General features: G+C 35.2%; 16 protein-coding genes. 3 read left to right on the top strand and 13 right to left on the bottom strand.

Annotated elements, in window-relative coordinates:
- Positions 1-218 (top strand): helix-turn-helix domain-containing protein (locus tag Q0K35_RS04245; RefSeq protein WP_294561430.1); only part of this gene is annotated, 218 nt, incomplete at its 5' end.
- 114 nt (positions 219-332) lie between these two features.
- Here the strand turns inward: Q0K35_RS04245 and Q0K35_RS04250 are convergent.
- The 10 genes from Q0K35_RS04250 to Q0K35_RS04295 form a co-directional block, all read right to left on the bottom strand.
- Positions 333-1,061 (bottom strand): KDGP aldolase family protein, encoded by a 729-nt coding sequence (locus Q0K35_RS04250; RefSeq protein WP_294561431.1) that lies wholly within the window; start codon positions 1,059-1,061, stop codon positions 333-335.
- Between the two features lies 1 nt (position 1,062).
- Entirely contained in the window at positions 1,063-2,154 is a 1,092-nt protein-coding gene (locus Q0K35_RS04255; RefSeq protein WP_294561432.1) for a DgaE family pyridoxal phosphate-dependent ammonia lyase, read from the bottom strand.
- Position 2,155: 1 nt separating this feature from the next.
- Positions 2,156-2,821 (bottom strand): DUF4310 family protein, encoded by a 666-nt coding sequence (locus Q0K35_RS04260; RefSeq protein ID WP_294561433.1) that lies wholly within the window; start codon positions 2,819-2,821, stop codon positions 2,156-2,158.
- Positions 2,822-2,839: 18 nt separating this feature from the next.
- The gene (locus tag Q0K35_RS04265) at positions 2,840-3,544 is read right to left on the bottom strand and encodes a DUF4311 domain-containing protein (RefSeq protein ID WP_294561434.1); all 705 of its coding nucleotides are present in this window, start codon (positions 3,542-3,544) and stop codon (positions 2,840-2,842) included.
- A gap of 13 nt (positions 3,545-3,557) precedes the next feature.
- Complete coding sequence (locus Q0K35_RS04270; protein ID WP_294561435.1) at positions 3,558-3,839, bottom strand: DUF4312 family protein; 282 nt, start codon at positions 3,837-3,839, stop codon at positions 3,558-3,560.
- A gap of 3 nt (positions 3,840-3,842) precedes the next feature.
- On the bottom strand, positions 3,843-4,202 hold the full coding sequence (locus Q0K35_RS04275) for an SFCGS family glycine-rich protein (protein WP_294561436.1): 360 nt from the start codon (positions 4,200-4,202) through the stop codon (positions 3,843-3,845).
- Positions 4,171-4,587: a PRD domain-containing protein gene (locus Q0K35_RS04280; RefSeq protein WP_294561437.1), complete on the bottom strand. Its 417-nt coding sequence runs from the start codon at positions 4,585-4,587 to the stop codon at positions 4,171-4,173. Before Q0K35_RS04280 ends, Q0K35_RS04275 begins: the two co-directional genes overlap by 32 nt.
- Positions 4,574-5,683, bottom strand: a complete 1,110-nt coding sequence (locus Q0K35_RS04285) for a hypothetical protein (protein WP_294561438.1) — start codon at positions 5,681-5,683, stop codon at positions 4,574-4,576. The genes Q0K35_RS04280 and Q0K35_RS04285 overlap by 14 nt, the downstream gene beginning before the upstream one ends.
- The gene (locus Q0K35_RS04290; protein ID WP_294561439.1) at positions 5,649-7,520 is read right to left on the bottom strand and encodes a PRD domain-containing protein; all 1,872 of its coding nucleotides are present in this window, start codon (positions 7,518-7,520) and stop codon (positions 5,649-5,651) included. Before Q0K35_RS04290 ends, Q0K35_RS04285 begins: the two co-directional genes overlap by 35 nt.
- A gap of 157 nt (positions 7,521-7,677) precedes the next feature.
- Positions 7,678-8,631, bottom strand: a complete 954-nt coding sequence (locus tag Q0K35_RS04295; protein WP_294561440.1) for an iron-containing alcohol dehydrogenase — start codon at positions 8,629-8,631, stop codon at positions 7,678-7,680.
- 64 nt (positions 8,632-8,695) lie between these two features.
- On the opposite strand from Q0K35_RS04295, the gene Q0K35_RS04300 reads away from it, so the two are divergent.
- Entirely contained in the window at positions 8,696-9,178 is a 483-nt protein-coding gene (locus Q0K35_RS04300; RefSeq protein WP_294561441.1) for an NUDIX domain-containing protein, read from the top strand.
- On the opposite strand, the gene Q0K35_RS04305 is transcribed toward Q0K35_RS04300, so the two are convergent.
- Complete coding sequence (locus Q0K35_RS04305; RefSeq protein ID WP_294561442.1) at positions 9,179-9,841, bottom strand: sugar O-acetyltransferase; 663 nt, start codon at positions 9,839-9,841, stop codon at positions 9,179-9,181.
- 691 nt (positions 9,842-10,532) lie between these two features.
- On the opposite strand from Q0K35_RS04305, the gene Q0K35_RS04310 reads away from it, so the two are divergent.
- Positions 10,533-11,558 carry a WYL domain-containing protein gene (locus tag Q0K35_RS04310; RefSeq protein WP_294561443.1) on the top strand — a complete coding sequence of 342 codons (1,026 nt, stop codon included), beginning with the start codon at positions 10,533-10,535 and terminating at the stop codon, positions 11,556-11,558.
- Between the two features lie 57 nt (positions 11,559-11,615).
- Here the strand turns inward: Q0K35_RS04310 and Q0K35_RS04315 are convergent, their stop codons facing one another.
- Complete coding sequence (locus Q0K35_RS04315; protein WP_294561444.1) at positions 11,616-13,025, bottom strand: 6-phospho-beta-glucosidase; 1,410 nt, start codon at positions 13,023-13,025, stop codon at positions 11,616-11,618.
- A gap of 11 nt (positions 13,026-13,036) precedes the next feature.
- Positions 13,037-13,903 (bottom strand): FAD-dependent oxidoreductase, encoded by an 867-nt coding sequence (locus Q0K35_RS04320; protein WP_294561480.1) that lies wholly within the window; start codon positions 13,901-13,903, stop codon positions 13,037-13,039.
- Between the last annotated feature and the right edge of the window lie 21 nt (positions 13,904-13,924).

Here is a 13,924-nt window from a genome sequence, read left to right on the forward strand (position 1 = left end):
ACATAGCAGAAGAATGCTTCATATCAGAATCAACCGTCTTTAACATCATCAAACAAATCACTTTAAAATTTCAATCTGCAAATTTAAATATCATCAAAAAAGGAGAAATCGTTCATATTGAAGGAAGCGAGTTATCTAAAAGGAAAATGCTTGCTCATTTCTTTTGTGCAGAAATAGATAATTTAGCAATCAGAATTAAAAATTTTGATGAATATTAATATAAACAATTGATAAATCTGCTTTATTTCCCACCTTAATAAAATTCAATATAATCCTTATTTACTCAAAAAGGTTCTTATCAAGACTAAGCTTATAAAGAACCTTTTCTATGATTAAATCATTTCTTTTATAATTTTCATCAGTTTTTTTACATCTTCAATTCGTGTCCGACCAGATTTTTTATCAATAATAGAAGAATATACATGAGGTATCATTTTATCAACTCCTGCATTTAAAATGATTTGAATAATTTCTCTAAAATTATTCAAATTTATCCCGCCTGTAGGTTCTAAAATAAAATCATACTTAGCACATGCTTGTGCTACCACCTTTAACTCCTCTTTGCATTTTAACCCATGCATAGGAAAAAACTTTAACGAGTTACCTCCCATTTCTTTAATCATAGCTATTGCCGTTTCAACAGGAACATTAGCAGGAGGCATATCTTTACTTAAAGGGCCAGTGGATATTTTTACTTCTCCAATTTTTCCACTTGGTGATACTAATGCATTGACATGAGCCTTATCATTTCCAATACAGGCCCTCGTATAACCTACAGCTGAAAAAATTTGATTGAAATGATTGGCATTAACTTCTCTAGAAATTTCTGCAACAGATTTACACTGATTAGGATTTCCTCCTCCTAAACCAACTGATAAATTCCCTTCCAGCTCATCATTGTAAATTCTCATATCTTCGACAGCACTCTTTACATCTGGATAATTTGCTGACAATACACCAATTATCACATGTTTTTCACAAGCTTGATAAATTTCTTGGGCATTTTGATGGTCCCCTGCTAACACATTTAAGCATATTTTATTTTTATAATAATTAATCATATTAAATACCTTCTATAATTTCTTTTACTCGCTTACATACAATGATTTCATCACCATCACGCATAGGTCGTGGATCAAAAACAAGATTTAAATTAGAAACATCATACTTTCTAGTAAATATAACAGGATATCCATTTTTTAATTTTTGATCTAATTCATGTGCATCCATATTTGTTTTAATTGGATCAAGTGTTAGTTTCACTCGATATATATCGCGAACACTATCTTTTATAAGCGAAGCATTTATACCATTTATTTTATTAAATTCTTGCAACATATAATCTAATTTTGGCTGATAATCATACGATTTTGTATTATAATTTTCAATTGCCTTTATTAAGCCTGCAATATTTTCTTTTCCCACTTTCATAGGTCTAGCCACGCCTCCATACTGCTTACGGCACGCCTGTATCAAATTTTTTTTACCAACAACAAATCCCGATGTCGGTCCTCCTATTGCTTTTGCTCCACTATAGACTACTAAATCACAGCCGCAGCTTAAATATGTTTTTAAATCTTCCTCAGCAGCTGCATCAAGAATGACAGGTAAATGATGTTTGTGAGCGATATTAACGACCTCTGCTAATGGAAGTTGTCCTGTTTGTGAAGCATGATGACTTTTCACATACAGAATAGCTGCTGTATTTTCATCAATGGCATTTTCATAATGATACTCTACTGTCTTGCATACTGTACCAACCTCTTTTACACGACCACCTCCTAATTGAATCATTTGATGAATCGTTGCCCCAAAATGTACTAAATGTCCACATGAAATAATAATATCTTTTTTATTAGTTTCTACAAATGGCACCTTTTCAACAAGATATGGATCTCCTTTCGTAATAATAGCGGCTACTGATAAAATGATACCTGCAGATGCTCCTGCACAAACACAAGCAGCTTCTCCTTGACATATTTCAGCTATCACTTCACCTGCTTTATCCATTAAATCATCCATTTTGACATAGGCAGCCGATGCCTGCTTCATACTTTCAGCAACATCTTTTTCTAAAATTGATGAACCATAGGGTGTCATTTTGCCACTACAATTGATAATCTCATTAACCTGTAGATGCTCATAAATATTCATATTAAACTCCAATTCCCAAAGTTGTCAGTCCTAATAAATAAGCTACATAGCCAACAATCATGGCACCAAGTGTAATACCACCAATGATAGGTGATTTTTTTCTATGACAGATAACAGCACCAAGCATTGCTCCTAAACCGGCATATAAATCAAATGTGATTGCTGAAATCAGAAGCATTGGACCAAACCATGTACCAATAGTATTTCCGGCACCAACCATAATTTCAGTTCCCATTGTACCATATCCATTCGGCATCAATTTTCTAATAACTAAAATAATACAAGATAACACAATGCCAATCAGTGCACCAACAATTAATGAAACCCAAAAATTTTTAATAAGTACATCTAATCCCATAGAAAGAAAGAGTGCTGGCATACCTCCACCTACTCCAGTCATAACACCACCGCCGATGTCGAGAATACCTACTAACGGGCCTTCTAAAATACGTGCAAACAGAAAGCCACCTGTATAACCGATCAAGGCTGTGTAAACACCTGTTTTTACGGCTTCTTCTAACATGACTGAAATTGAAACACCATTTAGAAAACCTACTCGATATTCAAGAAACAGACTTGAACCAGCAAATACACCTGAACAGATCATAGCCATCAATACGATAAACGCTGATTCACTCATAAAGAATTTTTCTATCTTACTATTCATACTTACCTCCATCATCAATTAAAATGGCAACAAGCCTCTAAAATAAGCAATTATAAAGAACATAGCAGAAACGAAAAGCAACATTGATATACTTCTTTTGCTCTTCAATCCAGTATCCTGAACCGACTGCCCAATCAAAATACCTAAGATACATCCCGGTGCTGCATTTTCCATAACAAACTGTGCGATGATTCCAAAAATCGTTGCATATGTACCATGTTCTTTTCCAGCACTCAATGCCGCCAACCAAAAAGCTACCGGTAATACTGGATTCAACAAAAGAGTAGCTGCCGGAGATACAACATTGCTCGCTATCTGTGCCATTGTTGTTGGTACAAAGCTAGCTAACGTATTTAAAAAAGTGACAACAACAGCTCCAACAATAGCTCCCATAATTGTCATCTTGGCCGGATTTTTATATGCTTCGCCATCCTTAAATCCTAAAACACTAAAAGCTGCCGACCAGTTAGGAACAATACGATGCAGTACATTTGAACTTAAGGCTCCCATTCCGACTACATCTCCTGCCGAACTAAAAATAAATCCCAATCCATAACTGAAATGTGAAATTGGATCACCGTTACAAGCATTCATTTCACCTAAAGTACGAAAGGACCCCATACCCTGAACTTCAGGTGCATGATACATACGTGCAGCTCCTCCTGCCGCTCCTGCTCCTGCTAAAGCACCAATAATCACTGATTTAAATACTAAGTCTATCATAACCTCATCTCCTTTACTTTAGTATTTCCATCACATTGATTTGTAAAATCAATTCGATATCCAAATGTGTATGTTCAACTGGCATAAATAATCCAAATAATTTTTTTATTTCTGTGTGTTCAGATTCCTTAACCAGTTTTATAGACTGTACGTGCATTTCCACTAAATAACCTTCAATATAAGAATGAATATTTTTCCTTAAATTTTTAAAAGCATTCTGATAGGCTTCTTCCCTGCTTTCTCCACTTGTCTTCATTTCAATTTCATATATTTTTTCTCTCAATAACTCTTTCATAAATCACATCCTATATTTTTGATAGGCTTCCGTAAGTGCTTTTCCTAACTCTTCAGTATCCATAAAGCCAAAGCCTAAAGCCTCATATCCATTTTTAATAGCAGAAACTCCTGCATTCACATCACGCATATCATAAATAGCTTTATATCCGTACTGGTTTTGAGCAGTCAATGCTCCGCCGCCACCACCACCACAAAAACTGATACCAAAATTAGCATTATTTTTTTTCATCACTTCACCTAGCTTCATATCAGCACCAACTCCCGGAACCAAAATAGCTTCTCCGCCAGCCATTTCAACTCCTCTAGCAACATTTTGTCCCTTGCCCATTCTATGAGCGATCACAACTTTTACTTTTTCCATTTTGCTCCTCCTTTATTCTTTCTATCATCGCGCCTAAATGTGTAGCGATGAGAAACACCTCGTCTGTTGACAAATCTTTCTTATAAATTTTTTCTATAATATGAGCAATCTCTTTTGCCATGAACTGCAATTTTTCTTCTATCTGATTAGATAATTCCTCATCAATATCAACTTCTTCATGCGTAAAAAACAATCGATAATACAAAGTCGTTAAATGTGTCACAAAAGTTATACCAGCACTCTCATCAAAGACAATTCCTTTATTTTTGCATATCTTTAAGACTTCAATACATGCTTGATAAACCTTTTCATGATCCTCATTAGAAAAATCAGACCAATGTTCACTTCTCTCAGAGATAATAGAATCTATATCAATATAGTCCATGATTCTCAACCTCACTTCCCACTAATCTTTCAAAGACCACCTGCTTATCAAATATCCTTTCATTTCCTTCTGCATCTACATATCTTTTTTTATCTGTCTTGTTAAATGAAACAATTGATAAATCTGCTTTATTTCCCACCTGAATCATATTATCAAGATGAAGGATCTTAGCTGGTCTAATCGATATGGCATCAAGGATCTGCCTTTCATTCAATCCAAGATTGTAAATCTTCGTGACGATTTCTGCCAAGGAAGAAATTTTATCCGGATAATTATTTGCATGCAGATCTGAAGAGATTAAGTGTGGTATAAGTCCTAATTTAAAAGCTTTCTCAGCAACATCAAAGCTAAAACTTGCTGAACCGTGACCTACATCAAATAAAACACCTTTTTGATACTTCTTTATGGCTAATTTATTCAATTCACCATTTTCAAGAAACAATCCACCTTTTTTTCCATGATAGATATGAGTAAGAATATCCCCTTTTTCTACTAATGATAATACTTCATCTAATTTAGGAGGTTCATTACCCACATGGATCATGAGCGGCAAATGCAATCTATGTGCAAACTGAATCCCTGATCGTATGGGTTCTGTTCCTTTATCTTTCACAACACTTTTGCTTGCTCTTAACTTCACTCCACATATCACATCAGGATATTTTTTTATAGCCTTCATTAATTTATCTTCATCTAACCAGCAGTTTTCTGACAATTCACATGAATTTTTCGTCAATCCGATAGATGAATAATTTATAAATATTTTTACTCGAGTTTTCATCTCAGATAAATCATCCATGAAATCATCGATATCATCTGCACCGCAGCTTCCGGCATCTACCAGATTTCTGACATTATTACATATCCCTATTTTATCTGCATACAATCCCAAATTTGTCCTTTTATGGAAACAATGGACATGCATATCAGTCACTGATGGAACGATCCACTTATCACAACAATCCAATATCTCGTCTGCATCATATATAGCTTTTCCAATTGAATGAATGATTCCATTACAAATTGCTATATCTGCTTTTCTATTTTCACCACTTCTTGGGTCATATATTCTTCCATTTTTTAATAATATCTTCATACTGCTCCTTTTCTCCCCCAATATACATTTGGATTGAACGTATATCATATTCCGATAAAACACGATTATATTTACTATAGAGGATATCCAAACTTTTAAATATGATTACCTCTTCTTTGCTTAAATGATTTAAATCTATTTTTTTTATATTTTCTGATTGATTAATTTGAAGCATTAAATGGATTAAAATACCTATATATACTGAATTTCTCAAATTTAATTGCAATTCAGAAATAATTTCATCCAGTGCATTAGCACAATCGCTGATCAGATACATCGTGTCCATAAAACTAAGATCATTTTTTGTAAAAGACTCTGATAGGTTAATATGAATATCCTCTGACTGAATTTTTAATTGTTTTCGTATTTTTATCAAATCTTCTTTTAATAGTAATGGACTAACCGTAATAACTGGTATCTGTGTATCTGTAATTCGAGTAGTAGCAATGATTGCATCCGCCTGATCCTTTGTAATATGTGTGGCATTCATAATAGAAATTGTTCCTAAAACATTTAAGTCTGGAAGTTTATTTTTTAAATTAGCCAATAATAATTCGGCACTCCCCCTTCCACTCGTACAAACTGCATACACTCGACAACTCGACTGATTTAACCTTTCTACAGCCGCTGCAACATAAATAACGATATAGGCAATCTCATCATCCTCTAATTCTTTTTCGAAGAATAAAGTTTTATTTAATTCTTGTGCACATATTTCGAATATGCCCGGATATCTTTGCATCATCTCATCTTTCAACAAATTCACTTCAACAAGACCCATTTTCATTCTTTCTATCGTATTTAAAATATGCTCCCGTAATCCATCAATCAAAATTGAATCACGTATGAGCGGCATACCTAATCTTGCAGATATTTTTTCTACAAAATTCATTAATTGAGAATCAAAGTTAATTGTTAACTGATTGTTTTTTTGGCTTCTGCTCTGTGCGGTTATATAGTAGAAAGACAATGCTTGTGCTTCATCGCTGTTAACTTTAAAATATAGGTTCTGATTCATCATTTCTTCGATTACTTTTTTTTCATAAATAGCTGGACAATTTATAAAACGATCATCCTTCTCAATTTCATGTTTTCGTTCTATTCTCCCTAAGCTAACCATGAATATCCATATAAAAAATAGCTGTTCCTTATCTTGAATCAAATCATTACTATTTTTTTGTAAACGCTGAAGCACTAATAATGGTAATGAAAAAGATATTTTTTTGAAATAATTTTGAATCATTCTGTAAATCAGTATTTTTTCATCTTTAAATCGATGGATACTTTCCTTATGACTTAAAAGCATCCATAAATTAAATTCATCAAAATTCTTTCTTATAAAAAGAACCATGGCTTCTCTTATTTTAGATTCTTTTCCAATCAGCAGTAATCCATTAGATTTAGTCATTTTAAGGCATATATCAAACTTTGCGAACCAATATCGAACGTATTCCAAGTCTTTATAAAAAGTCGTACGACTAATACCAATAGTACTGCATAGTTCATTTAATGTAGGAGGTTCATTACCAAACATCACCATTGCAATTACAAAATTTGATCGACTTAGCTGATTAAGAGGAGTAGCAAAAGGAATGATATCCTGTAAAATATTTCCTAAGATATGACGACTTTTTTCATCAGCCAATACAAGCAATGAATCTGTTGTTGTAATGAGTTTAATCTCCGATTCATCAGCCCATTCTCTTATTTTAGCAATATCATTGTATACAGTACGTCTACTTATCTTAAATTTATCTATTAATTCTTCCAATTTAAGATCATTGCCTTTTAAAATTAGATCTACAAAATCCCGCTGTCTATTATTTAGCTGTATCATCATTCTCCTCCTTACATTTTCATTTTAACAACATTTGCATATTTTATTTTTTATTTTCAATTCTATTTTTTACATTATTTTGTGCAATTCACTTTATTTTTATATTTAAAAACATCCGACATGATTAAAGTCCGATGTTTTCTTTATATTCATATTTCTATTCAAACACATCCACCAAACGAATTGCTTCAAGCAGATCATTTCTTTGAATGACCATTGGCATACGATTCATAGAATACTTCGTACTCATGCTCTCATCAATGATTTCCAATAATTCTTCATCACTGATATCATCAAGACCGATCTCCTTCAAATGACATGGCAGACCCATAGCATGATAAAATTCTCTTAACTCATGAATGTTTTCATCATTTTCCAAAAAAAGCTGTACCAGCAAGGAAAAAGCGACCAGTTCACCATGCAAGCTTTTCTGACACTTTTTTGAGAAACCATAACTCAATGCATGAGCACCGCTGCCACCGCTATTCGCAAAAGAGATCCCGCTCATATACAGAATCGCTTCATAACATCTTGACAATGCTTCTGACATAAGTCCTTCTTCAACATCATTTTTAGCCTGCATGCCGTAATTAAGTATCGTATCTTTGCAGCTGCGACATAACACTTCAACAGAAACCGGTACCTTGTAATGTTTTGCTTCATAATAGGTAGATAACGCATCCCCTATGCCGCTAATGAAAAAACGTAAAGGCACTTGCGAAAGCACGCTTTCATCCACCAGGACCTTTTTCGGGCAACCACATTCAATGTATTCACCATCAATAACAGCCACAGAAGTACATGGAGCATCTGTTGCGGGACTTGTCGGTACCAGGATACAATCAATATTCTGTCGATGAGCCGCAAGCTTTGCCTGATCCATGATCCTTCCACCGCCAATCCCTACGACAACATCACAATTTCCGATGTCCTGTATATCAAAAACAAAACGAACCCCCTCATCAAAACCATTTACGATCGTTTTACGATATTTTTCAAATACATGGCCATCAGCAAGAACCACTACCCTTTGATATTCACTGACATAATCTTTTAGATGAGATAAAAGACCATCTTTTTGAACATAGTAACCAACATTTTTAATTTCCATAATAACTCCTTTTTTGAATAATATACCACTTTTACTTTTAAGATGATAGTGATAAAATACTCTCATGAAATATTGTGTTGAATGTGGTACAAAGCTGATTTATAAAGAACTTGAAAATGAAGGAATGATTCCTTATTGTGAAAAATGTCATGAATATCGTTTTCCTATTTTTTCAAGTGCTGTAAGCATGATCATCTTAAATCCTGATAAAAATAAAATACTGCTCATCAAGCAGTATGGCAAACCATCTTATATATTAGTCGCCGGCTATATCAATAAAGGCGAAAATGCACTTGAAGCTGTCAAACGTGAAGTTTTTGAAGAAGTACATTTGCATGTGGATGAATTAACATTTAATTCCAGCGAATATTTTGAACCGACAAATACTTGTATGTTTAATTTTTCATGTGTCAGTGACAGCGAGGACTTTTCATTAACCAATGAAGTAGATGAAGCAAAGTGGTTTTCTTTTGAAGAAGCACGTCAATATATCAAAGAAAACTCATTAGCTAAAAGATTTCTGATGCATTATCTTGATCACCAATAATTATTTATTCTCTCTTATGATCCTGCATGGATTGCCCGCAGCTATCACATTAGCCGGTATATTTTTGGTGACGACACTTCCGGCACCGATAATCGTATTATCACCAATTGTGATACCCGGAAGGATCGTACAATGTCCGCCGATCCAGACATTTCTGCCAATCGTCACCGGTTTTCCAAACTCTACATCCTGTTCCCTTTCTTTCGCATCTAAAGCATGTGCTGCGGTATAAATATGCGTACCGGGACCGATCAGCGTATGTTCACCTATTTTGATCGGACATACATCTAACAGTACACAGCCATAATTCATCATTACATTTTTTCCTAAATAAATGTTATAGCCATAATCACAGAAAAAAGGTGGTTTGATCCAAAAATTACCTTCTGTATGCAATAGCTTTCTCATCCGTCTTGATCGCATATTGATTTCGTTCAAGGCTTTTTTATTATAACTACTACAAATGCGATTGGCCTTAAAACGTTCAAGAACTAATTGGGGATCAGCCGCATTATAGATTTCACCACGTATCATCTTTTCTTTTTCACTCATAATATCTTCTCCTTTTGGCATCTCTATTATATACGATAAAATATCAAAATGCTCATGTAAATCATCTACATGAGCAAATGAATGATCCTTGATCTTTGACAAATGTATCATTGGTGTTCCTCACACTAAGCATTCGGTTAAGGGCGTTATTCTGTCAAGAGAACTGTGATTCCTTGCAAGTGAGCGACACTTACGCGATCACAGCTAAGCGTTAGCTTCAAAGCTCTGAGTCCTCCTGGGACCAACGTTCAGGGACATAGGATTTCCATATGCTGATATAACCTTTGTGCAGCTTTCCCCTACTTGTACGATCACCCTGACTTATAGAACATTACTGTTCATCAACTGCAAAGGGCTTATTTGGTATCTATAGCTAGTCACTGGCTACCACCCCATTGACATTACTACCCTACACGTACACTGTACTGTCGGCGATGACCCCGTCTGGATGATCTACATTACGATAATAACCGAACCCCACTTCAGACTTGTTTTTGAGTGTTATCACTCATTCAAAGACAGCATTACTGATGCCTCAACGATACCCTTTAAGAGCCTCCCCTTAAACTCATCGATTCAAGCCTGATCCTTATAGGAGTGTCCCTCCTATCTTTCATAAGGTTCAATGATACATTTGTCAAAGACCAGCAGGATTTCCTCCTGCATGATTATTATAATTAAATTTCAATAAAAATAAAATGGTCAGATTCTTTTTATTAATGACCCCTTTTTTTATTATATTTAAAGCACTTATTTATTATTTTATATTGAAATATAACCCCTTTTTAGGTATATTATTACTATGAGCGAAAAAATAAAAATATATCTTACAAATGAATTAAAAGAAACATTATTAAAGGATGCTTCAAATTTCGGATTTTTAAAATCAAACGGTGATGTGAATATCAATAATTTCATCAATACGTTGATTGTCAATTACTATGAAGAACACCAGAATAAACAAAAATATTTATATGCTTCGATTCAGAATATCCTCAGCCATTCCTCTCTTTCTGTTGAAGAAAGAAATCGTCTTTCAGAAGAAATTACTCATGAGCTTCAAACTATTAAAAATAATCAAGGATCAAAAAAAGCATCTGCTTCTATATCCTTCAAACCAACAAAAAACTCTGAAACTGCTGTTGAGTATATTGAAAGAGTCTTATTACAGAATCATAGCCTATCTTCTTATTATGCTTCCATGTTTGCCTCTTATGCATCTTTACCGCAAGATAAAAGAGAACTGATTCTTTTCAAAGATATCAATGACATCATTCAGAAAGTTATTGAAAGTAAACAAACGATCATCTTCACCATGAATCAGGGAAATGATAAATATATGGCAGCTCCTTATAAGATTGCCGCTTCATATGAGGAATTGCATAACTATGTACTGGCTACCATCCTCAGCTATAATGATGCTTTGACACAGCAGCCTTCAACCTTCCGGCTTTCTAAGATCGAACGTCTTAGTATCCATGAACAAAAATATGCGTTTCATGAAGAAGAAATAAATGTCTATACCAGAGCTTTACGTAATGGTGTCCAATTCATTTATCATTCTAATGACCAGCCTATCAAGGTACATCTCAATGAACCTTATGGAAAAAGAATGTTTGAACGCTTTTATGTTCATCGCCCTCTCCCTACTAAAATCGAAGGAAATGATTATTATTTTGACTGTTCCTATAACCAGCTGATCAATTATTTTGCACGCTTTGGAAGCAATGCAGTCATTGAATACCCAACAGATCTTGCCCAAAGAATGGCAAAGCTTCATTTCTGGGCATACAAAAAATATAATTATAAGCCTGAGCATCAGGAATAAACGATAAAACAATAGATGGCTGATATCAATATCCGCCATCTGTTTTAATATCATCTATTATAATTCTTCACCATTGCTGGCAATCACTTTCTTATACCATTCAAAGCTTTTCTTCTTGCTTCTTTTCAACGTTCCTCTGCCTAAATCATCACGATCTACATAAATAAAACCATAACGCTTCTGCATTTCACCGGTACCACAGCTGACAAGATCGATTGGTCCCCATGGGGTATAACCCATCAAATCGACCCCATCTTCTTCAACAGCTTCTTTCATGGCCTGGATATGTGCTTTTAAATAATCGATGCGGTAATCATCATCAATGCTTCCGTCTTCCTTGACGATATCCTTGGCACCTAATCCATTTTCAACGATAAATACCGGTTTTTGATAACGATCATATAAATTGTTAAGGGCAATTCTCAGACCGATCGGATCAATCTGCCATCCCCAGTCACTGGCTTTCAGATAAGGATTCTTAACAGCATTTACCATGTTGCCATCGGTACACTCGACATCATCTCTTGAAGATGCTACGTTCGAGTTATAATAAGAGAAAGCGATATAATCGACAGTTCCTTCTTTTAATGCTTTTACATCTTCATCCGTTATATCAAGTACGACTCCTTCTTTTTTCCATGAAGCCTTTGCCTTATTTGAATAATAACCACGGCATTGAACATCTGAGAAATAATATTGCTTATCAACCTGTTCCATGGCACAAAGCTGATCTTCCGGCTTACAGGTTTCTCCATAGAAGGTTGGATACATCATCATCATACCAATCTTAAATTCAGGATTGATCTCATGTCCCATCTTTACTGCTTTGGCACTGGCTACAAACTCATAATGGGATGCCTGTTTGATCACCTGGTTACGATTTTCACCTTCCTTGATACGCAATCCCATCGTCATCTCCGGATGAAAACCGTTGACATTGATTTCATTGAAGGTCATCCAATATTTCACCTTATCCTTATATCTTTTAAAGATCGTTTCACAGAATCTTAAATAAAAATCGATCATCTTACGATTACGCCATGTTCCATAGTTTTTCACTAGGGCATAAGGCGTTTCATAATGGGAAATCGTAACGACTGGTTCAATTCCATATTTCAACAGTTCATCAAATACATGATCATAAAATTCCAAACCTTTTTCATTAGGGGTTTCATCATCACCATTGGGAAAGATCCTGCTCCAAGCAATTGATAAGCGAAAGCATTTGAAGCCCATTTCCGCAAATAAAGCAATATCTTCCTTATAATGATGATAGAAATCAATCCCTTCATGATTCGGATAATATTTTCCTTCCACGATTCCATCAGTAAATTCACGCTGTACGCCATGATGTGAAGCAACCATACAGTCTGCTGTGCTCATTCCTTTACCATCTACATTCCAAGCACCTTCACACTGATTGGCAGCAACTGCACCACCCCATAAAAAGCCCTTTTTTAATGTCATAATTCCTCCTTTTACAATTTAATGACCCTGAAATAACCTTCATTGGTTGCCTGTCCTAATTTTCTGACCTTGTAACAGTCGCCAATTTTAAATGTATGATATGTAATGCCATAAAAAAGATCTGCTTCCTGGCTTCTTGGTTTGAAGCCGACTGAAAGAATAATCGTATCTGCATGGATTTCTTTAAGTTTATTGTCTTGTTCGATAACAACACTATTATCCTTGATTTCGATGACCTTGGCAGATGTATAAGGCTGACAGTCCACTTGTTTCAGGATCCAATCCAACTGACTCCGCCAATTGATATCCTGCTCCTGCTTGGCAATCTGATCGCTCATTTCTATGACGCTGACATGATGACCCTCATCCGCTAAGAAGATACCTGTTTCAATACCGGTAGCACCGCCGCCAATAACTACCACTTTTCCTTTAACTTGTTCAGGATGGGCATAGACATCAATGGCCTGCATTACTTTCGCCTGCGTACTTTCAAGCCCTTTGATCTTTGGTGTTATCGGTTCTGCCCCTAAGGCAAGTATCAAAGCATCGGGGTGCAATTTTTCTACCAGTTCGGGTGTTGCCTTCGTATTTAAAAGCACTTGGATCGGATATTTTTCTACCTGTCCTTGCAGGAATTTACAGAAAATATCCAGATCGACTTTGAAACGGTCTTTTTGAAAATGTCGGATCTGTCCACCCAGCGTATCTTCTTTTTCAATCAGCGTTACCTGATGGCCTCTCTGAGCAGCCGTGATGCTCGCTCGCATACCACCCGGTCCTCCGCCCACGACAACGATATGTTTTTTTATTTTTGCTTTCTTTGGTTCTTTTTCCACCCATGAATAATTTCCATATCGGGGGTTGATGGCACATCCCATGCCATTTTGTTCACTGCAGCT

Source organism: uncultured Traorella sp., assembly GCF_944327115.1.
GTDB lineage: Bacteria > Bacillota_I > Bacilli_A > Erysipelotrichales > Erysipelotrichaceae > Traorella.

Coding starts and splice junctions, on each gene's coding strand:
- Q0K35_RS04250 (WP_294561431.1), bottom strand. CDS start 1,061: ATGATTAATTATTATAAAAATAAAATATGCTTAAATGTGTTAGCAGGG.
- Q0K35_RS04255 (WP_294561432.1), bottom strand. CDS start 2,154: ATGAATATTTATGAGCATCTACAGGTTAATGAGATTATCAATTGTAGT.
- Q0K35_RS04260 (WP_294561433.1), bottom strand. CDS start 2,821: ATGAATAGTAAGATAGAAAAATTCTTTATGAGTGAATCAGCGTTTATC.
- Q0K35_RS04265 (WP_294561434.1), bottom strand. CDS start 3,544: ATGATAGACTTAGTATTTAAATCAGTGATTATTGGTGCTTTAGCAGGA.
- Q0K35_RS04270 (WP_294561435.1), bottom strand. CDS start 3,839: ATGAAAGAGTTATTGAGAGAAAAAATATATGAAATTGAAATGAAGACA.
- Q0K35_RS04275 (WP_294561436.1), bottom strand. CDS start 4,202: ATGGAAAAAGTAAAAGTTGTGATCGCTCATAGAATGGGCAAGGGACAA.
- Q0K35_RS04280 (WP_294561437.1), bottom strand. CDS start 4,587: ATGGACTATATTGATATAGATTCTATTATCTCTGAGAGAAGTGAACAT.
- Q0K35_RS04285 (WP_294561438.1), bottom strand. CDS start 5,683: ATGAAGATATTATTAAAAAATGGAAGAATATATGACCCAAGAAGTGGT.
- Q0K35_RS04290 (WP_294561439.1), bottom strand. CDS start 7,520: ATGATACAGCTAAATAATAGACAGCGGGATTTTGTAGATCTAATTTTA.
- Q0K35_RS04295 (WP_294561440.1), bottom strand. CDS start 8,631: ATGGAAATTAAAAATGTTGGTTACTATGTTCAAAAAGATGGTCTTTTA.
- Q0K35_RS04300 (WP_294561441.1), top strand. CDS start 8,696: ATGAAATATTGTGTTGAATGTGGTACAAAGCTGATTTATAAAGAACTT.
- Q0K35_RS04305 (WP_294561442.1), bottom strand. CDS start 9,841: ATGATACATTTGTCAAAGATCAAGGATCATTCATTTGCTCATGTAGAT.
- Q0K35_RS04310 (WP_294561443.1), top strand. CDS start 10,533: ATGAGCGAAAAAATAAAAATATATCTTACAAATGAATTAAAAGAAACA.
- Q0K35_RS04315 (WP_294561444.1), bottom strand. CDS start 13,025: ATGACATTAAAAAAGGGCTTTTTATGGGGTGGTGCAGTTGCTGCCAAT.
- Q0K35_RS04320 (WP_294561480.1), bottom strand. CDS start 13,903: ATGGGATGTGCCATCAACCCCCGATATGGAAATTATTCATGGGTGGAA.